Source organism: Rhodoferax bucti (assembly GCF_005876985.1).
In the GTDB taxonomy this organism is placed as follows: domain Bacteria; phylum Pseudomonadota; class Gammaproteobacteria; order Burkholderiales; family Burkholderiaceae_C; genus Allorhodoferax; species Allorhodoferax bucti.
The window spans coordinates 602,186-622,268 of the sequence record NZ_VAHD01000001.1; the positions used below are offsets into that span (position 1 = coordinate 602,186).

The 20,083-nt window shown below is 54.3% G+C and carries 17 protein-coding genes; 4 read left to right on the forward strand and 13 right to left on the reverse strand.

The window, feature by feature from the left end:
• Positions 1 to 88: 88 nt before the first annotated feature.
• Positions 89 to 703 carry a glutathione S-transferase C-terminal domain-containing protein gene (locus FDM28_RS02840; RefSeq protein ID WP_138512826.1) on the reverse strand — a complete coding sequence of 205 codons (615 nt, stop codon included), beginning with the start codon at positions 701 to 703 and terminating at the stop codon, positions 89 to 91.
• Positions 704 to 799: 96 nt separating this feature from the next.
• Between FDM28_RS02840 and purB the strand changes: the two genes are divergently transcribed.
• Positions 800 to 2,179 carry an adenylosuccinate lyase gene (purB, locus tag FDM28_RS02845; protein WP_138512828.1) on the forward strand — a complete coding sequence of 460 codons (1,380 nt, stop codon included), beginning with the start codon at positions 800 to 802 and terminating at the stop codon, positions 2,177 to 2,179.
• Entirely contained in the window at positions 2,179 to 2,739 is a 561-nt protein-coding gene (locus tag FDM28_RS02850; RefSeq protein WP_138512830.1) for a YaeQ family protein, read from the forward strand. The genes purB and FDM28_RS02850 overlap by 1 nt, the downstream gene beginning before the upstream one ends.
• A 100-nt stretch (positions 2,740 to 2,839) precedes the next feature.
• Here FDM28_RS02850 and FDM28_RS02855 read toward each other — a convergent pair whose 3' ends face one another.
• Positions 2,840 to 3,259: a DUF3717 domain-containing protein gene (locus FDM28_RS02855; protein WP_138512832.1), complete on the reverse strand. Its 420-nt coding sequence runs from the start codon at positions 3,257 to 3,259 to the stop codon at positions 2,840 to 2,842.
• A 365-nt stretch (positions 3,260 to 3,624) separates the two neighbouring features.
• Between FDM28_RS02855 and FDM28_RS02860 the strand changes: the two genes are divergently transcribed.
• Both FDM28_RS02860 and FDM28_RS02865 read left to right on the forward strand, forming a co-directional pair.
• Positions 3,625 to 4,335, forward strand: a complete 711-nt coding sequence (locus FDM28_RS02860) for a TerC family protein (RefSeq protein ID WP_138512834.1) — start codon at positions 3,625 to 3,627, stop codon at positions 4,333 to 4,335.
• A 36-nt stretch (positions 4,336 to 4,371) separates the two neighbouring features.
• Positions 4,372 to 4,722 (forward strand): phage holin family protein, encoded by a 351-nt coding sequence (locus FDM28_RS02865; protein WP_138512836.1) that lies wholly within the window; start codon positions 4,372 to 4,374, stop codon positions 4,720 to 4,722.
• Here FDM28_RS02865 and FDM28_RS02870 read toward each other — a convergent pair.
• The 11 genes from FDM28_RS02870 to sucD all read right to left on the reverse strand — a co-directional run bounded on the left by FDM28_RS02870 (position 4,693) and on the right by sucD (position 20,079).
• Positions 4,693 to 6,123 (reverse strand): M48 family metalloprotease, encoded by a 1,431-nt coding sequence (locus tag FDM28_RS02870; protein WP_240791878.1) that lies wholly within the window; start codon positions 6,121 to 6,123, stop codon positions 4,693 to 4,695. The genes FDM28_RS02865 and FDM28_RS02870 overlap by 30 nt on opposite strands.
• 85 nt (positions 6,124 to 6,208) lie before the next feature.
• Positions 6,209 to 7,876 (reverse strand): PglL family O-oligosaccharyltransferase, encoded by a 1,668-nt coding sequence (locus FDM28_RS02875; RefSeq protein ID WP_138512840.1) that lies wholly within the window; start codon positions 7,874 to 7,876, stop codon positions 6,209 to 6,211.
• Between the two features lie 55 nt (positions 7,877 to 7,931).
• Entirely contained in the window at positions 7,932 to 8,423 is a 492-nt protein-coding gene (locus FDM28_RS02880) for a pilin (protein WP_138512842.1), read from the reverse strand.
• 145 nt (positions 8,424 to 8,568) lie between these two features.
• Positions 8,569 to 10,989, reverse strand: coding sequence for an ATPase, T2SS/T4P/T4SS family (locus FDM28_RS02885; protein ID WP_138512844.1), 2,421 nt, complete (start codon positions 10,987 to 10,989; stop codon positions 8,569 to 8,571).
• Positions 10,986 to 11,780 carry a 3',5'-cyclic-nucleotide phosphodiesterase gene (locus tag FDM28_RS02890; protein WP_138512846.1) on the reverse strand — a complete coding sequence of 265 codons (795 nt, stop codon included), beginning with the start codon at positions 11,778 to 11,780 and terminating at the stop codon, positions 10,986 to 10,988. The genes FDM28_RS02885 and FDM28_RS02890 overlap by 4 nt, the downstream gene beginning before the upstream one ends.
• A gap of 15 nt (positions 11,781 to 11,795) precedes the next feature.
• Positions 11,796 to 14,045 carry a CHASE2 domain-containing protein gene (locus FDM28_RS02895; protein ID WP_138512848.1) on the reverse strand — a complete coding sequence of 750 codons (2,250 nt, stop codon included), beginning with the start codon at positions 14,043 to 14,045 and terminating at the stop codon, positions 11,796 to 11,798.
• 20 nt (positions 14,046 to 14,065) lie between these two features.
• A complete protein-coding gene (locus tag FDM28_RS02900) occupies positions 14,066 to 14,734 on the reverse strand; it encodes an FHA domain-containing protein (protein ID WP_138512850.1) in 669 nt (222 codons plus the stop codon).
• 45 nt (positions 14,735 to 14,779) lie between these two features.
• The gene (locus FDM28_RS02905; RefSeq protein ID WP_138512852.1) at positions 14,780 to 15,565 is read right to left on the reverse strand and encodes a Stp1/IreP family PP2C-type Ser/Thr phosphatase; all 786 of its coding nucleotides are present in this window, start codon (positions 15,563 to 15,565) and stop codon (positions 14,780 to 14,782) included.
• A 24-nt stretch (positions 15,566 to 15,589) separates the two neighbouring features.
• The gene (locus FDM28_RS02910; RefSeq protein ID WP_240791879.1) at positions 15,590 to 18,166 is read right to left on the reverse strand and encodes a CHASE2 domain-containing serine/threonine-protein kinase; all 2,577 of its coding nucleotides are present in this window, start codon (positions 18,164 to 18,166) and stop codon (positions 15,590 to 15,592) included.
• Positions 18,167 to 18,401: 235 nt separating this feature from the next.
• The gene (locus tag FDM28_RS02915; RefSeq protein WP_138512856.1) at positions 18,402 to 19,085 is read right to left on the reverse strand and encodes a TerC family protein; all 684 of its coding nucleotides are present in this window, start codon (positions 19,083 to 19,085) and stop codon (positions 18,402 to 18,404) included.
• Positions 19,086 to 19,185: 100 nt separating this feature from the next.
• Complete coding sequence (gene sucD, locus FDM28_RS02920; RefSeq protein WP_138512858.1) at positions 19,186 to 20,079, reverse strand: succinate--CoA ligase subunit alpha; 894 nt, start codon at positions 20,077 to 20,079, stop codon at positions 19,186 to 19,188.
• Positions 20,080 to 20,083 lie beyond the last annotated feature (4 nt).

Below are 20,083 nucleotides of genomic sequence, written 5' to 3' on the forward strand. Positions count from 1 at the left end.
GTCCGCCCGGCTTTGGCGAGGGCATTTGTGTAATGCCTTGTAAGCACGCGGCTTGCAGCCGCATTCGGGCTGCCAGGCCGCGCCGTTCTTAGGCCGGCAGAGTGTCGGCAAAGCTGGGGCGCTGCGCCAGCTTTTCATAGAGCTTGGCGAGCCCGGGGTGGTCGTCACGCCACTGAATATCCGGAAAACGGAAGTCCAGATACCCCAGCGCACAACCCACCGCAATATCGGCCAGGGTCAGGTGAATGCCGGCGCAAAACGATTTGTCCCCCAGGCCACGGGCCATCGCTTTAAGGGCATCGTGCACTTTGAGCATCTGGCGGTCGATCCAGACCTGGCTGCGCTGGGCCTCGGTACGGCCGGGCCAGGTGGCCTCCAGGCGGGCCAGAATGGCCGCTTCCATCAGGCCATCGGCCAGCGCTTCCCAGGTTTTGATTTCAGCCCGCTCGCGGCCTACGGTTGGAATCAGCTTGCCCACGGGGGACAAGGTGTCGAGGTACTCCACGATCACGCGGGAATCAAACAGCGCCTCGGCCCCTTCCATCACCAGGCAGGGCACTTTGCCCAGCGGGTTGGAGTCGGCGATGCGAGTGTCCGCACCCCACACGTCTTCCAGAATGAAGGTGAAATCGAGCTTCTTCTCGGCCATTACTACGCGGACTTTGCGAACGAAGGGGCTGGAAGTGGAACCGATGAGTTTCATGTGGACTTTGCTGTGACTTGAATCACGATTCTATCCAGCAGGGGGGGTTGCGACGGGCCATGGGGTTGTCCGTGGCGCACAACCTACAATCGGGGCATGACCTTCTCCGCCATTTCCGCCCTCTCTCCGCTGGACGGCCGCTACGCCGCCAAACTCTCCACCTTGCGCCCGCTGACCAGCGAACTGGGCTATATGCACCGCCGTGTGCAGGTGGAAGTGGCATGGTTCATCGCCCTGAGCGACGCCGGCTTTGACGAATTCAAGCCCCTGAGCCCCGGAGCACGCACTTACTTGCTGGGCCTGGTGAAGAACTTCTCGGAAGCCGATGGCGAAGCCATCAAGGCGATTGAAAAAACCACCAACCACGATGTCAAAGCGGTCGAGTACTGGATGAAGTCCAAGTTTGAAGCCCGCCCCGAGCTGGAAAAAGCCGGTGAGTTTGTGCACTTTGCCTGCACCAGCGAAGACATCAACAACACCAGCCACGCCCTGCAACTGCGCGCCTCGCGCGACGTGGTGGTGCTGCCCGCCCTGGACAAGCTGGTGCTCAAGCTGCGCGACATGGCCCACGCCTACGCCGACGTGCCCATGCTCAGCCGCACCCACGGCCAGACTGCCAGCCCCACCACCGTGGGCAAGGAAATGGCCAACGTCGTGGTGCGCCTGCAAGCCGCTTGCGACCGCATTGCCAACGTCAAGATTCTGGCCAAGATGAATGGCGCGGTTGGCAACTACAACGCCCACCTGAGCGCCTGGCCCGAGTTCGACTGGGAAGCCTTCAGCAAAAAAGTCATCGAGACCCCTGAGCCGCTGGGCCTGGGCCTGACCTTCCAGCCTTACAGCATCCAGATCGAGCCGCACGACTACATGGCCGAGCTGTTTGACGCAGTGGCACGCACCAACACCATCCTGATCGACCTGAGCCGCGACATTTGGGGCTATGTAAGCCTCGGTTACTTCAAGCAGAAGCTCAAAGATGGCGAAGTGGGCTCGTCCACCATGCCGCACAAGGTCAACCCCATCGACTTTGAAAATGCCGAGGGCAACCTGGGCCTGGCCAACGCGCTGTTACGCCACCTGAGCGAGAAGTTGCCAATTTCCCGCTGGCAGCGCGATCTGACCGACTCCACCGTGCTACGCAACATGGGCGTTGCCTTGGGCTATGCGGTGCTGGCCTACAGCTCGCTGATGACCGGCCTGAACAAGCTGGAAATCAACGAAGCCGCCATTGCCGAAGACCTCGACGCGTCGTGGGAAGTGCTGGCCGAACCCATTCAGACCGTGATGCGCCGCTTTGGCCTGCCCCAGCCTTACGAGCAACTCAAGAAGTTCACCCGGGGTGCCGCGATGACCCGCGAGCTGATGCAGGGCTTTATTGCCGGGCTGGACATTCCCCAGACCGAGAAAGACCGCTTGCTGGCCATGACGCCCGGTAGCTATACCGGCAAGGCGTCGGAGTTGGCAAAGCGCGTCTGATGGCACTCAAATCCACCATCTACAAAGCCAATCTGCAGATTGCAGACATTGAAAACAGCTACTACGCGGACCACGCGCTCACACTGGCTCGCCACCCGAGCGAGACCGATGAACGCATGATGGTGCGCTTGGTGGCCTTGGCTTTCAATGCCCACAAGCTGCAGAGCGTGTGCAATGGCGATGGCACGCTGGCCTTTGGGGCGGGCCTGTCCGATCCGGAAGATCCGGATGTGTCACTCACTGATTTCACCGGGCAGAAGCGCCTGTGGATCGAGGTGGGCCAGCCCGAAGACAAGCCGATTTCCAAAGCCTGTAACAAAGCAGATAGCGTATTGCTCTATCCCTTTGCCCACTCGGCGGACATCTGGTGGAAAGGCATTGAGACCAAGCTCACTCGCCTGGACAAATTGCAGGTGTGGCGCATCCCGTCCGTGACCTCCCAGGCCTTGGCCAAGCTGGCGGCGCGCAGCATGCAGCTGCAAGCTACGGTCCAAGAGGGAGTGTTGATGCTAGGGGACGGCAGCAGCACCGTCGATATCGAGCCGATCCGCTGGAAGTAACGGGTTCAGCACAAGGGCCAAATCGGCCACTAGCGCAGGTGGAATCTGCGCGAGTAGCTATAAATTTAATAGCAAACCTGGCGACACGATCGATCGCGAATCAGCTGCGTGATTTGGCTTCCGCTGCCCGCTCGGCATAGCGATTGAAACGCCAGGAGCTGGCATCCAGCGTGATACGGCGCCACGTGGCCCGCTTCTCGGCTGGGCGCATTTCCGGCCAGAGTTGCACCTCTTCAAAGGTGCGTCCGCAGCCCTTGCAGGTTTCGTCCCCCTGGCTGGTGGAGCAAATGGCAATGCACGGGGTGTCGGGCGTTGACTCGTACCAGGTTTGCCAGGCCGCGAGCGCCTTGGGCGGCATGCTGTGCTCGTCGGCCTCTGTTTCGCGGCAGTACACCAGTAAGGCATACACCTCGGCCAGCGCCCGCGTAGGGGCGGGCAGCGACACGCCATCCGGCGAGGGCTCGCGCGCACGCCAAAAGTTAATGGCCGACTCAATATCAGTGATGTGTATGCCGGCCACGGAGTTCTGTCGCTAGTGGGTTGATGAGGGGCTTTGAGGGAGGCGCATCATATACCGCAGCTCTGCCAGCACGCGTGGACGGGTCGAATGGCCTACGGACTTCAGGCGCTTGCGGGAAGCCCTCGAGTTTTTAGGCCTAAAAGTTCTAGTGGTATATTGCGCGCTTCTCCGGGGGGGAGTAGCTCCAAGCGGCACCACGCCGCTTCGCCAGATCGTCAATACGAAGCGCAAGCTTCCGGTCTGTCGGGGTATCCGAGACTGGATATTCGAGCAAGACCTTCGATTCACGCCCATTGCAGGCGGAGTCGTGGTCCTATCCGCCTCCCACCTGCAACGGCTTCTTTGTTTCGTTGTGAGGTGCTTTGATGGAATTCATGTCCGCTCCCTGGTGGTCCGCCCTGCTGGCCATTGTTTTGATTGATCTGGTGTTGGCCGGTGATAACGCCATCGTCATCGCGCTTGCGGCCCGTAACCTGCCACCCGCACTGAAGCAAAAAGCCATCATCTGGGGAACCGTGGGTGCCATCGTGGTGCGCTCGGCCATGACGGTGGGCGTGGTCTGGTTGCTCAAGATTCCGGGCCTGATGCTGGTGGGCGGCTTGGGATTGTTGTGGATTGCATACCAGTTGCTGGCCGACCAGGGCGATGGCGACCATGATGGCCCGTCGGCCACTACCTTTTGGGGTGCGATGAAAACCATCATCGTGGCAGACGCGCTCATGGGCGTGGACAACGTGCTCGGCGTAGCAGGTGCGGCGCATGGCGCGATGGATTTGGTCATCATCGGACTGCTGATCAGCGTGCCCATCGTCGTGTTCGGCAGCAATGTGGTGCTGAAACTGGTGGAGCGCTTTCCGGCCATCATCCAAGTGGGCGCTGCGGTCCTGGCCTTTACAGCGGCCAAGATGGTGGTGCATGAGCCGTGGCTGGCATCCGTATTTGGCAAGGATGCAGACTTGAGCAGCACCCAGAGTGCGACCCGTTGGGCGTTGTATGTACTGGCGATCGTGGCGGTACTGGGTGCCGGCTGGTGGAACCAAAAACGCCAGGCGGCGGGCAAGGCATCTGCCAGCTAAGTGGTAGTCATGCGCCCCGGTGCTATGCTGGGGCGCATGAAATTACTGATCAAGTGGCTTTTGTGCGCCATGGCTTTGTTGGCTGTGGCGCATTTTTATTCAGGCGTCCAAGTGCAAAGCTTGGGGTCCGCCTTGATTGCAGCAGTGGTGATCGGCTTGTTCAACACCCTGCTGCGGCCCGTACTGGTGGTGCTGACCTTGCCGGTGACTTTGCTCACCTTGGGCTTGTTTCTTTTTGTGATCAATGCGCTCATGTTCTGGTGGGCCGCCAGCTTACTGGACGGCTTTCAGGTGCGCGATTTCAGCGCTGCACTGCTGGGCTCGCTGCTTTATACCGTCGCCGGTATGGTGATCAACTCAGCGCTCGACAGCCTGTTCCCGAAGTAACTGCTCAACCTGGCGCAACCGCACGTCCACGATAGACGCTTCAATGTGATCTGCAGCCTGAGCTGCGTTGCGGGCGATGTCTTGCGCCGCCTTCAATCGTGTGATGGCGGACGCGTAGTCAAGCTGCGACACATTCACCTCCGCTTCGGCTCGCACTGCGGCCACCGTGCGGCCTTGGGCGGTACGCGCCAAAGCCAGTTGCTGCCATGCTGCGGCATCCAGCGGTCGCTCTGACACCCATAGCTGTAGCGCATCTGCAGCCTGCCCCGCTTGCCCTGTGGCCAGCAATGCGGACGCCCACACCAAGAGCGCAGCGCGTGTGCGCGGCGGGGTAGACACAGCGCCCCACAGCGACAGTGCCAGCGCGGGCTGGCCCATGGCCATATGCATTTCGGCGTGGAGGTAGAGCCACTGCGCACCAGCTTGGGGGTCACTTGCCACCAATGACTTCAAGGCAGCGGCATACGCCTGCGCTTTGTCAAATTCCCGCAGCTTCGTGGCGGCCAGAGCGGCTCCATACAAAGCGGCTGCGCGCTGAAACGGGGCGAGCTTTTCCAGCCGTATCGGATCGGCTTCCGCATACCAAGACCGAAGTCCGTCGACGGAGGCGTTCGACAAAAGACGGGCGCGAGCGGCCACCATGGCGTGCTCCATGTTGCCACTGTCTGGTGCCTTGCTTGCTTCAGGGATGCGGGACTTCATGTCGGCAATCCGCTCCGTGGTGAGCGGGTGGCTGCGCAAATAAGGGAAGTTACCGGAATCGTTGCTGCGGTTGGCCTGCTGCAGTTTCTCGAACATGCTCACAAACCCCGATGGGGCGAAGCCGGCTTGACCCGCAACCCCCAAGCCGATACGGTCCGCCTCCCGCTCCATGTCGCGGGAGAAGTTGAGCTGGGCTTGAGCGGCTGCCGCTTGCCCGCCCACGATCACGGCGTTCGCTCCGCCCGGGTTCTTGCTGGCAGCCATAGCACCCAAAATCATCGCACCGACCAACCACGGCGCTTGCTCACTTTGCCGGCTGATGAGCCGTGCAATATGGCGCTGGGTCACATGGCTGAGCTCGTGGGCCAGCACCGAAGCCAATTCGTCTTTGCTGGACACCGCACCGATTAAACCGAGATGAATTCCAAAGTAGCCCCCCGGCAGGGCAAAGGCATTAATCGTCCTGTCTTTGCCTTGGAGTAACTGCCATGCAAACGCAGCGTCTAACTCGGGAGAGATTTCTGAACGTTGGCGGGCGGAAGCCATTAAGGGCTGCCAGATGCTTTGCAGGTAATCGGCGATGACTAGGTCGTCTAGATAGTCCGGATCGCGATAGAGGCCCTGGGCTGTGCGGTCGCCCAGGTGGCGCTCGAAATGAGTGGGAATATCAACTCCCCCGATCGGCAGTTCGTTCGCCATAACCATGGTGCAACCTAACACGCTGCATAACAGAATATGAATTATTGAAAAAAGTCCAATATTCCGTCTACCAACAGAAAAATAATCAACGAACTTTATCATCTCCAGTTGAAAAAGAATCATAATAACAATTATTACTCCGTCTTGTCGAGCAATATATCTTCATAGTTTCATCGTAGCCATAATAATCACCACGTTGAAACTGCGCATTAGCAAGGCGCATCAAAATTTGTCCCGTTGGATTATGGCGAGCCACTTTCTTCAAATCTTTAAAATTATCTTCATCGAGATACTCAGACGGATGCATTCTGTATATTTTTGTTACCGAAGAAAGATTTGTCAGTGCATATACGCTTGGTAGATTTCTTGGCGGCTGATTTCCAATTTTCGCCTCACGATAAGCCAAATCACTCCACTCCGATTCGTATGGAAAATACTCCAAAATCAGAGCCAACACAGCCAGCACGGCAAAGCATCCAATTACAAAGAATGTTCTGTCTCCGCCTTGAGAAATCAACTTCATACTTGATAAACTCTTATCGGGTTTAGCTCGAAGATAACCCATAAAAAACCCAATTGGAAGTAAAAAATAGGCATACCTATATGGATACTCAAGCATTGAATGCACAAAGACAACCAAAACCCCCGTCATCAAAATAAAACCCATCTCACTCCGGCCATTTAAAAAAATGGCCCTCAATTCCCGGCCAAATGAAAATACAAAAAATACCCCCAAAGGCAAACCAAGCCAAATAAACAAATCCAAAAATAGATTGTGAACACTGTTAAAGTAAGTATATGTCACATACTCACCACCCTTCACATATTCATTTAAAAAAACCACCTGATTCACTCCATACCCCAAAATTGGCGCATCTTTTATTGCTCTCAATGCAATATTTATGTAAGCCAATCGTACACGACCACTATCCATTGATGTCAATACATCAACAGACGTGTGAGGATCTCTCATATGGTAGTAATCTATAAACTCATAATAAAAAAAATAACCCATCAAAAGTGCAAATGCCATCCGCCCCACCATGGGAAATAACGAGACTCGATGAACCCTGAGATAATACAGCGCCAGCACAATGATAGAAAGAAAAACAACAAAGGTTGTTCTAGATCCAGCCGCAGCCAAGCCCACGCTCAGATATATCTGCCCTATCAGCAATAAATATTTATTTATTTTTTTATTTTTATATAAAAAATCCAAGGCGACAAGCCCCAAAAACAAGAGACTTGCCAAATGATTCGATTGAGCTAAATTTCCTACTGCCTTAGTCGCGGCTGGAGTCTCCACAAGCCATACCGAAAAGCGCTGAAGCCCCAGCGTCTGATGCAAGGCGATCCCAACCGACAATAGAGATGCAAACAGAATTCCCAAAAACAGAGAATTCAACACCTTATCTTTTATATTTAAATTAACACTCCAACGCGCACGAACCCCCATCATATAAACCAGATAAAATCCCAAAAAATATAACGCACATATAATTGCATCACCAAAATAATCAACAATTCCTACGCCATATTGAACAACAGGAAGAGCAGCAAAAAATATTAATATATTTCCAAATGGAACATTAATTGCCTCTCCACCCCAATAATATGGCAATATAACAATAAATGCAAACGCAGCAAGCGCTTCTTGATGGAAGCTCAACCAGGGCGCATAGTGATTAGGCAACAGATATGATAGAAAAATAGAAGTAGCAAACACTATTAACAGATAATTTTTAACACGCACCTCGCCCTCCTAAAAAAAAAGCACCCGAAGGTGCTTTATTAAAAATCTAAATCAATCAACCACGGCAAGAACCAGGAAGGTATTTAGCACTCATAGTTCCGGGACCGCACTTCCACTTGAAGACAGGCTTATTAAATTCTGTTGCAGCAGTGAAAGTAGTAGTATCGTCTTTATAAGGCGTCATGATGATTGTCTTATCTTTTGCATCACCAAGATCACCAAGGTTTGTTGTACGAATTGTAATAACCCCAGTGGTAGATGTTTTCAAAGACAACACATATTTAGTCGGTGCAGATGCAGCACTCTCACCAGTATTTTGCTCACACCCCCATGTATCTGCAGCGGGAAGCCCTGTGCTCGAGTAATTTAAAATTGTCTCAGTAATTGTATTTTTACATGTTGATCCGGCAAGAATAGCCTCGGATACTCGTGCGCGCACAGTGTAGTCTTGATAAGCAGGCAACGCCACGGCAGCCAAAATACCAATGATCGCAACAACGATCATCAATTCGATCAGGGTAAAACCCTTTTGAATAGAACGCTTCATAAATAACTCCAATAAAAAAAGGGTTCAGCAAGATGCACTTAACGTGCCAAGCCCCAATAAGCCGCAAACAAACACTAAAGCAATGAATCACTGACATTTATGTCAAAAATGCGGCGTGAAGCGGACAAAGAGCATGACTTCGACATCACTTGATACAAACTTGTCGTACCATCTTCAGGTCTGTCATTCCCATCAACACCTTCTCCATCCCATCCATTTTCAGCGTACGCATGCCACCCTCTACGGCCGTCGCAAACAGCTCAGCCACGCGCGCGCGCTCTTGAATGAGTTTTTTGAGCTCGTCGTCAGCCACCATCAGTTCGTGCAAACCGATACGTCCTTTGTATCCCGTCTTATTGCACTTGTCGCAACCCACAGCCTTGTAGAGCCGCAGCTGCCCCTCCTGCCCATAGTTCTGGGTCCATTGATCGACTAACTTTTGGGATTCAGCGGCGTAGTTGTCTTTCCACGCTTTGGTGCTGCGCAATTCTTCGGCGTACTCCTTGCAAAACAAACGCAGCTCCTCGGGGGAGGGTACGTATGATTGTTTGCAATCACACAATTTCTTGGCCAAGCGTTGCGCCAGAATTCCCAGCAAAGCATCTGCAAAATTGAATGGGTCCATGCCCATATCTAGCAACCGGGTAATCGACTCCGGTGCCGAATTGGTGTGCAATGTGGAAAACACCATATGTCCTGTAAGGGACGCTTCCACGCCCATGGACACCGTTTCTTTATCGCGCGACTCGCCCACCATGATGATGTCCGGGTCGGCACGCAAGAAAGCTCGCATCACGAGCGCAAAGTCAATTCCTGCCTTTTTATTGATTTGAACCTGCCGCAAGCCTTTTTGTGTAATTTCTACAGGATCTTCGGCCGTCCAAATCTTAGTATCTGGTGTGTTGAGAAACTTTAATATGGAGTGCAGAGTGGTGGTTTTACCCGAACCGGTAGGCCCACATACATAAAAGAGGCCGTAGGGTCTGCTCACTGTGGCTTCCAGGCGCGTCTTGTTGTGCTCGGTCAAGCCCAACTTTTCGAGAGGGATAGGCTCGCCGGCAGCCAGTATGCGCATAACTACATCTTCCACCCCTCCGGCGGATGGAATCGTAGCTACGCGTAATTCAATATCCAGTGGACCATACTTCTTAAATTTAATCTTTCCGTCCTGCGGCTTACGGCGCTCAGATATATCCAGATCGCACATAATCTTCAAGCGTGTGACCATAGCCTGCCTGAAATGCGCAGGCACTTCAACATACGGAACCAAGCTGCCATCAATACGAAAACGAATGCCTGTCTTAAACTTCCCTGGCATAGGCTCGATGTGAATATCAGACACTTTTTGGTGATAGGCATCAATAATTACTTTATTGACAAACTTCACCAATTCATTATCTGCAGCAGCGGACTCCAACGACTCATCATTATTACCGTCATCAATAGGCCCACCATCCATGTCCGCCAGCAACTGATCAATGGTCCCACTGTCTGCAACAGAACCGAATATCTGCGCTAAGGTTTCATTGAACTCTTGCTGCGTGGTGACCCGATACGCAAACTTGCTGATACGGGGAAACACCTGCGGTACCACTCTGGAGCCACGCACGGCTTCCGGATCTGTACACATGATCACCAAACCCTCGGGCGATTCCTCCAGAGGAATCCACTCTTGCTCCTCCAGGAACTCTCGCTTCAGTGGGCCATGAAGTATTTCGGAGCGAATACGCCCAGAGTTGAAAGGCTCATAGGGCACCCCAAAAAACTGGGACAGGCTAGGCCCGATTTGCCCTGGCCGCAAACCCGTCCTGCTAATAATCAAGTCCTCCAGCTGAGTACCCTCATCCCTGGATTCTTGTGTTAACTGCTGGAGATCAGATTCCGTCATCAAACCAGCATCTACCAGCACATCGTATTTAGTCGCCTTTTTACGAGGCGTATTGTCATGCTGCCTCTGACGGTGGCGTATTGCAGTAGCCAGTGTTTTGCACAGCTCGTTTACACCGTCCAGCTCCAGCTCACCGAATGGCTCGTCACTTTTGTTATTGATAACTTGGAGCACACCATAGAGCGCCTTTCCCTCCAAAATAGGCGCCACCATCATTTGCTTGGTGCGATAGCCGGAACGCTTATCGACCTCTTTGAGAAAGTTCAGAGAAGGATGTATTTTTCTCAGCGCTTCATCGTCATACACATCCGACAAATTAAGAGCTGTTTTACTGAATGCCGCATAGCCAGCCAAACTCTGGGGAGAAATTGGAAGCTTGAGCTCCCGGCTAGTATTCAAGCCTGTTTTAATTTTCGAAACAATAGAAACTCTATCCTCCGCCAACGCGTACAGGGTCAATCGATCAGCATTCAATAACTTGCAAATATCCTGGCTGGTTTCCAGCATGATTTGCTCGAGGTGTTCGGTATCATGAATTCTGGCGGTGACTTGATGCAGTTGGCGGTAGAAGAGTGCCTCGAATGTCATCCCCCTTTTTTTGATGGGATGTTTTTGTGATTCAAAAAATGCCTGCTCGCTGATTTTGATTGGCGAATCTTGATTCGTAGGGATACTCATAACTCAAACTCCTGCCCAGCACTGAGCCAACGGATATCGTGTTCACAAGCAGCCCCCGCCATCGTGCTGTGCTCAAACAAAGCAATTTCATTCATGATGAGGTTCGTTTCTGCAGGCTTGGTATGTGTGATGTAGATGGGGTACAGGTTGGACTGATCAATGTGGCGTAATTCTTGAGCCAACGTCTGCGGTGCGAGGTGTTTGCTCAGCACCGCAAGCTCCGACTCTCGGTTGCTGAATGCCGTTTCAATCACCAGCATGCCGACCCTCATCTGATTAATACGCGACCAGAGCGCGGGGTTATGGCCCGTATCTCCGGTGAATACCCAGTTCACTCCACCTGCAGACGATGCTGCGTAGCCAACTGCAGGCACGGAATGGCTGGCTGGTAAAGCTTCAATCATCAAGTTGCCGATCTCTCTGACCTCACCAACGCTGAGCGGGGAAAATTGAATGAAGGGATTCTGAACCGTTGGCAGCAACGTGAAATCGGGCCAGATCACATTATTGAAAACATGTGTTTTCAATGCGCTCAGTGTCTCAGGCAAAGCGTGCAAAGTCACCGGGGACTTACGCCGGGATGCCACGGCATCCACCATCAGGGGAAGGGCCGCAATATGGTCGAGGTGGGAATGGGTCAAAAACACATGATCGATTCCCAACATTTCTTCCAATGTCAGATCTCCCACTCCTGTGCCTGCATCGATGAGCATTGCCGCATCAAGCAGGAAAGAAGTCGTCTTGCAATCCTTAGCAATTGCTCCTGAACAGCCCAGCACGCGTACCTTCACCTGCTCGTCTCCATCTCATTTGGTTTCGAAATTGGTAGCACCATCCCAATCAGGATCAAACAGCAAATACCGCATGGAGACTACTCTCTCACTGTAAAGGCGGTAAAGGTACTTATGGGCATTTAAACGGGATATGTTCAGTAGCGCCACATCCGCCTGATCCCAGTTTTGCGCGCGGTACGCCTTCAGAAATTGGGTCCACAGCTTAATTTCTTCCAGAACCGCACTCTCAGCCTTTTTCGCAATAGCGAGTGGGCAAAAGATAGTCACGGACTTGTCTTTGCCTTTCACGCGGACCTTGTCCAACTCTTGCCACACAAAGTCATTCGCCATGCGCCTTGTCTGCTCGCTCGCCACAATATCAACGCCATACACCTTGGATAGAGACTCCAATCGCGCACCCAGATTTACCGTGTCACCAATCACGGTGTAGCTGCGCCGGATGTCCGAACCCATGTCACCGACACACATGGTTCCTGTGCTGATTCCTATGCCGATTCCTATCACCGGCAACCCCCGTGCTTGATGGTCTTCATTGATCTCTCGCACCACCGCCGCGATATCCAAGGCCGTTGATACCGCTAGATGGGCATGGGCAGAAGATTCGATAGGAGCACCCCAGAAGGCCATCACACAGTCGCCCATGTATTTGTCGATAGTGCCACGGTGCCCGCGAATCACTGCCGTCAACTTGCTGAACACGCCAGTCAGCATGGCCTGGAGTTGCAAGGGCTCCATGGTTTCAGACATGTTGGTAAAGCCCCGCATGTCGCAAAACATCACGGTCATCTCGCGGTTCATCGCCTGCATGCTGTAACTGTCCGGGTCTTCGAGCATCTCATCCACCAGCTCTGGAGGCACATAGGTCCCGAACAAGTTCGCAAGATCCCGCTTGGAGCGACTTTCTACAAAATAGCCATAGCTCATATTGAGCGCAAAAGCGGTTACTGTCATCAGCACAGCAGAAGCCAAGGGCAGCACGAGACCGTGACCGAGGTACAGCCACAGATTAAGCAGCGTCAATGCCGACAACACCAGCACACTCAGCAGCACCGCTCTGGCCGCGCTCAAAAGCGGCAAACAAATGGCGAGCATCAGGCCCGACACCATCAAAGTCACCACTTCATACCCGATCGAATAATCGGGTTTGACCAAGATATGCCCATCCAACAGTGCGGAAATGACATTCGCATGCGTTTCCACGCCGGGATAGGTTTCCCCCACGGGCGTAACGCGCATATCAAAGAGCCCCAACGCGGTTGTACCCAGCAAAACTATCTTGTTTTTTAGCTCGCCGGGAGGAACTTGCTTGTTCAGAATATCTACCGCAGACCAATATTTGAATGAGCCGCCCTGCGAATTGCCTCGCCCCCGATAAGGAATAAGCGCAGTACCACGGCCATCCACCGGGATGTCCAGTGCTTTATCGCCTTGAACTAGCGATAGCTTATTTAGAGCCTGATCGTCGCGCGATAGATAGGCTTCTGCTGAAAACTGCGGCACTATTTTTGGCAAGCCAACAACGGCCCGGAATATCGCCAAGGAAAGCGACTCGTAATAGTCGTCCTTGTATTGCGCTATCAACGGTATGGAGCGCACCACACCATCTGAATCCGTCACCGAATTGAAGTGCCCCGCCAAGGGCGCAGCACGCGCGAATTGCTCCAAATTCGAGCCATAGGCCGACCACTCCGGCGCAGGCAGTTGTCGGCCCTCAAGATCACTTGCACCAAACACGGGGAGGGGCAACTGGCCACTCGCACGGCCCTGCGCATCGTTAGTGAAGAAATACCCTAAAACAACGGCCTTGTCTTTGAGAGCCGCAGCAAAACTTGCGTCGTAATCCAAACGGGGCTTGAGTTGTTGGAGCTTGTCTGTAAAAGACGGCTGGTCTTTCAACTCGTTACCTGCCAACGCCATGAGTTGTTGAAGCCCCGAACTGTTATCAGGCTCAGCAAAGACGACGTCCACGCCCAGCAACGCGATGTGCTGATTCTGAAACAAGGCGGTTACCAATTCTGCGAGCTTGTTCCGTCCCCACGGCCAGCGGCCGATCTCCGCCAAACTCTTTTCATCAATATCAACGATGACGATCCGCTCATCCATGGTTTGCGGCATGGTGGCGCGCAGACGAGCGTCGTAAATGATGTCATCAAGCCGCTGTAGTACGCCCAAGGGAAGAGCACCAGTGGCGTGCAGCAGTGCAAATACCAGCGGTATCAGGGTGACCGCAATACGGGGCCAATGTCGTTTAATGGCCTTCACTGGGGCTCAGAAAAACGGGCTCAGCTTTGCACAAACTGCATTTGAGTTCCGGCCAACTCTACCAAGTCACCATTTTTCAGCGGAATCGGGTCTGAACCGATAGGTGCGCCATTCACGGTCGGATTGCCCGCACCCTCGACGTGATGCACTACAAACCCGTGTTGTCGTCGCGTGATCGCAGCAACTGCGACGCCGGGCTTCCCGATAGTGGTGACCACTTTGGTCAGTGGAACCTCACGTCCGGAGGCAGCCCCTGAGAGTACTTTGATCGCAGCGTGGAATGCACCCAACCCCTGCGAATCGCCCGCGCTGGCCGCAAATCCGGAATTAGCCGCTTGCGGCGGAGCAGCAAATGCCGGGCGTGCCTGCACGATCATGGTTTTATCGAAATTTTCCACCACACCATCAGCAACAAACTTGATTTTGTACTTGCCAATTTCAATGCCGTCGCCATGCTTGAGCTGCTGCTTTTTCACAGCTTTCCCGTTCACATACGTGCCATTGGTGCTGTTCAGGTCTTCCAAGAACACATCGGAGCCTGCCATCAAAATCACGGCATGCTCTCCACTTACTGCCAGGTTATCAATAACGATATCGTTGTAAGGCCTGCGTCCCAAGGTGGTTCTGTCCTTGGTGAGTTGGACTTCTTTGATCACGACCTCATCGATCGAAACGATCATCTTCGGCATGATCGACTCCTTTTCCTGTAGTTGGTTCTGGAAAACACTTGTAATTTACTTCCCTAGCAGCCTGGCAAAAATGCCTTTTTTTTCTGCTGCTTCGCTCACAGCAACCATCAGTACAGAAATATTGTCTTTTCCGCCATTATTGTTGGCAGCCATAACAAGGCTCTCTGCAATCTGGCCTAGCCCTGAGCCCTCGGCTACGATTCTAGCGATTACTTCGTCTTGGACCATATCGGACAAGCCGTCTGAGCACATTAGATACACATCTCCCGGCTGTACCTGATACTCGTTGACCTCCAACATGACCGATGGCTCGACCCCCAATGCGCGGGTCACCAAATTCTTGATGGGCGAGACCGCCGCTTGCTCCAGCGTGATCATTCCTGCGTCGATTTGCTCTTGGAGCAGTGAGTGGTCTTTGGTGACCTGCTGCATCACGCCGTCACGAATGCGGTAGCAGCGTGAGTCACCGATGTGCCCCACCGTCACCTGGCCGCCCCGGAATACAGCCAATACAAGCGTCGTCCCCATTCCGGCATAAGCGGCATTGGCATTTGCAGAATTAAAGATGGCGAGATTCGCGTTGTCTACGCAAATCTCCATGGCCCGACGAATCTCTTTGGGTTGCGCCACAGGGCCAGCCTCTACAAGCCAGCGGCTCAACTCTGACTTGATGAATGCCGTGGCCATGCCGCTGGCAATTTCACCCGCGTTGTATCCGCCCATGCCATCCGCCAACACCGCAACCATCGCCTCTTCGTCGAATGCGACCGAATCCTCGTTGTTATCTCTGGCGCGGCCAGCGTCCGTGATGGCGTGAAATTGGTAGTTCATTTTTATGGGTTGTATGAGGCCGCTTTATTGCGGACCGGCAGAGGACGCCTCGGACCGCTGCTGTGCAATCGTCTGAGCAAAGGCTTGAGAATCCTGCTTGCCATCTGAGTTCGATGGCTCAGCCGCGGCCACTGTGCCAGCGACCGCCACGGGCTGGTCAATAGGAATGCCTGCCAGCAGTTCCGCTGAAAAATCGCTGCCAGACTGATAGCGTGCAGAAGGCTGCTTACTCAGTGCTTTGCCGACTACGTACGCAATGTGTGGACTCAACTGGGGTTGGTGCTCCCGTATACCCGCCGCATCTTCATTAGCTATTTTGTACATCAGCTCAGCCATAGACTCTCCACGGAAAGGCAATACCCCCGTGAGTAACTGGTACAGCATCACGCCCAGGGAATACAAGTCAGAGCGACCATCCACCTTTTTGCCCGCCAGCTGCTCCGGGGACATGAAACTGGGGGTACCCAAAACCAACCCGGTTTTAGTTTTACTGCTGTCAGTAATGCGGGCAATACCAAAGTCTGTCACCTTCACCGTATCGGTAGCCTGCTCGTACATCACATTGGCTGGCTTGATGTCTCTGTGCACCACTTGCTGGCGATGCGCATAGTCCAACGCGAGGGCCACGCGGCTAACAATACTGATCACTACCGGTGCCGGCAACAAGTGGCCGGGCTTGGTGTGCTCTGCCAGATCTCGCCCCTTCAGAAACTCCATGGCGATGTAAGCCAGGTCATGCTCCTCACCCGCATCAAATATCGTCACGATATTCTGGTGCTGCAACCGGCCCGCTGTCTCGGCCTCTCGGAAAAAACGCTCGCGCGCATCCACCAGCTCGTCGCCCGCAAACTCTGCGCTCAACGCCATGGTTTTGATGGCCACAACGCGTCCGATTTTGGGGTCTCTCCCTTGGTACACCACACCCATGGCGCCCTTACCCAGCTCTTTTTCGACTTGGTATCGACCCAGCATGGGCTTCTCCACCGGCCCACCATCCAGCAACAAGGTGCCACCCGGGTGCGCGGAGGAGCCCAATATGACCGTTTCGGAAAGCTGCTTGGCACGACCCAACTTGACTTTCACATCCTTGTACGACGGATCAATACTCGCCACGTGCTCGTACACCGATTGGGCTTTATTGAATTGCCGCTTGCGCTCAAAGTCTTGTGCGAGCCCATACAAATTACCCAGCAGAGCGTCGCTGGGCGCCACACGGCGAAAACGGTCAAAGGCCATATCCAACTGGCCTTGACCCTGCAACGCCAGCCCCATCATGCGATTGGTCTCTGCCGATTCTTCGTCAGACTTCACCTTACCCGCCTCCGTCATCAGAAAGCGCTTGGTAGTCAGTCCCACATGCCCGGTCAGCAGCACCAAGGCAGGCAACACAAGCTTTACCCACATGCCTGCGGCCGACAAAAGCCCGTACTCTGCGAGCACAGCGCTTACCAGCAAAACTGCAGTGCCCAGTGCTCCGGCACCGGCAGATAGGCGTGGCAGCAACCACGCCACATAGCCGCCCACCAAGAGCAGTGCCCCCAAGCTCACCCACAACCCCCACGAAGGCTGCACAATGAAATGCTCGCTCAAGATACTAGAGGTGATGTGGGCCACTGTTTCGGCAGGAGACAAGCCCGGATGCCCCGGCACCGGAAATTGATTGCCTACGCCAGCGGCAGTCGCGCCCACGATGACGATCTTGTCCGCATACTTGCTAGCCGGTATTTTTCCGCTCACTACGTCGTAGAAAGAGTCCACCTGGAAAGCGGCGCGCCCATCCCTGTCGCGGTAAAACTGGGGAAGCATCAGCCCTGAGGTCTCCGTCTTGATCTTCAGACGACCAATTTGTACCGAATCTCCCGCATTCAAACGAATATCAGCGGGGCCCAGGTTCAAGCTGGTCATCGCAGCCAGCAAGGCCATGGAAGGTACCGCTTTACCGTAGTAGTTCACCAAAAGGGGCTCAACGCGCACCGCACCGTCCACATCCAACAATTGATTCAGATGCCCGACTCCGGCAGCCTCTTTACCCAGTAACTCAATCGGCATTTGCCCCCGTGAAGACGCTAGGGCAAACCCGGAAGGATCATTGATCGCGTGCTTCGCAACAAAGGCGGGCAAAGGGCTGTCTGACTTGCCCTGCGGCTCGCCCAACGTAAACACGGCAGGAATCAACACATTGTTGGCCGCGCGCAAGCTGGCAGCCAACACAGCATCTGTATCTAGCGCCGTTTCGGCCTCCGACAAGGTGGCCGCCATGGCCTGCACACCAGGGGTTGACTCATCCAAAGCGCTTACTTGGTCTTTGAGCTTCCGGATGTAGACCAAACCAGGATCGATCTGAGGCTCCAGGAAAAAAACCGTTTGCACCACAGTCTTCGCCTTTGCCTGGGCGAGTAGGTCAATCAACTGGGCTTGGTAGCTGCGCGGCCACGGCCAACGCCCCAGATTGGCGATGCTCTGGTCATCAATGGCGATAACGGCAATACGGTCCGACGGTTGTCGGTTGGCAGAGCTGCTCCCCACATCGTAAAACCGGCGCTCCAAGGTACCGGCAAAGTCTGTGGTGGTGTACACCACCAGAGAAGCAAGGACCAGCACGATGCCCGTGAACCAGTCCGCCCTCCAAAAACCTGCTTTTTTTGTTTGCTTTCCAGTCACAAGGCCCCCACTGAGTCCGCAGACCTGGCGGCCGCTGTTATTCGCAAGTTAAAAACTGACTGAAATGACGATAGCAGAGCCTCAGCGCGCTCACAAGGCACCCGACCGCACATTTGCAGTTCTGCGGACAAAAGGCCACAGCGCACGATGAGTGGCCGGGTGATCGCGTCAGGCGTTATGCGGTCTCAGGAGCATGGCTCCGGTTCAAGCCTTTGCCCACACCGAGCACGAGGCATGCGCCCACCGCAGCAGCAGCCCAATGCAGCCAGTGGTGTGACTCCACGACCGACTTCAGCGCGGTGTCGCTCGCAATGGTTTCGCCGGCGACCCAACCAATCAGCGCAGCCCCCAAAGTCACAATGACCGGGAAGCGCTCCATCAAGCGGATCATCAGGGTGCTACCAAAAATCACCAAGGGAATACTGATTGCCAAGCCAAGAACCAATAGCACCATGCTGCCTTGTGCTGCAGCAGCCACCGCAATCACGTTGTCCAAACTCATGACCAAATCAGCAATCAAAATGGTACGTACCGCCACCATCAGGCCACCTTTGGCACCATCCGCATGGTCGTCCCCATCGCTGTCGGTCAGCAACTGAACGCCAATCCACAACAGCAAGATTCCACCCACAATTTGCAGGAAAGAAATCTGCATCAGCTTGGCCGCCACCACGGTCAGTGCAATCCGCAGCACCACTGCGGCCCCGGAGCCGAAAAGCACCGCCTTTTTCTGCTGCTCTACCGGCAAAGAACGGGCTGCCAACGCGATGACCACCGCGTTATCACCCGACAAAATGATGTTGATCCAAACGATCTTGATCAGACCGATCCAGAAGTCTGCGTGTTGCAGCAAGTCCATAGCGTATATATCCAGTTAAAAAAAATGCCCAGTCTTGCGAACTGGGCATCTGCATGGCAGGAAGACGCCCCTTCGCTTCGAAGGGGCATCTTAATCGCAGTTAGAGCAAAGCCTTCAGTAGCTTCGCCATCTCGGAGGGGTTGCGGGTCACTTTGAAACCGCACTCTTCCATCACCGCCAGCTTGGCGTCAGCCGTATCAGCACCGCCGGAAATCAAGGCGCCAGCGTGGCCCATGCGCTTTCCAGGAGGGGCTGTCACGCCGGCAATGAAACCGACCACAGGCTTTTTCATGTTCAGCTTGCACCAGCGAGCAGCTTCAGCTTCGTCGGGTCCGCCGATTTCACCGATCATGATCACCGCATCTGTATCGGGATCTTCGTTGAACGCTTGCATCACATCGATGTGCTTCAAACCGTTGATCGGGTCGCCACCGATACCGACCGCAGAAGACTGGCCCAGACCGATTTCGGTAAGTTGCGCCACGGCTTCGTATGTCAGCGTACCGGAGCGGGACACCACGCCGATACGGCCCTTGCGGTGGATGTGACCGGGCATGATGCCGATCTTGATTTCGTCAGGCGTGATCAAACCGGGGCAGTTGGGGCCCAACAGCAAGGTCTTCTTGCCCCCGGCAGCTTCCTTGGCCTTCATCTTGTTGCGCACTTCCAGCATGTCCTTGACGGGGATGCCTTCAGTAATGCAAATCGCCAAATCCAAGTCCGCTTCTACGGCTTCCCAGATAGCGGCTGCAGCGCCTGCCGGGGGAACGTAAATCACCGATACGGTCGCGCCGGTCTGACCTGCTGCTTCCTTGACGGAAGAGTAGATCGGGATGTTGAAGATGGACTCGCCCGCCTTCTTGGGGTTCACGCCGGCCACAAAGCAGTTCTTGCCGTTTGCGTATTCCTGGCACTTTTCGGTGTGGAACTGGCCGGTCTTGCCGGTAATGCCTTGGGTGATGACTTTGGTGTCTTTGTTGATAAAGATCGACATGGTG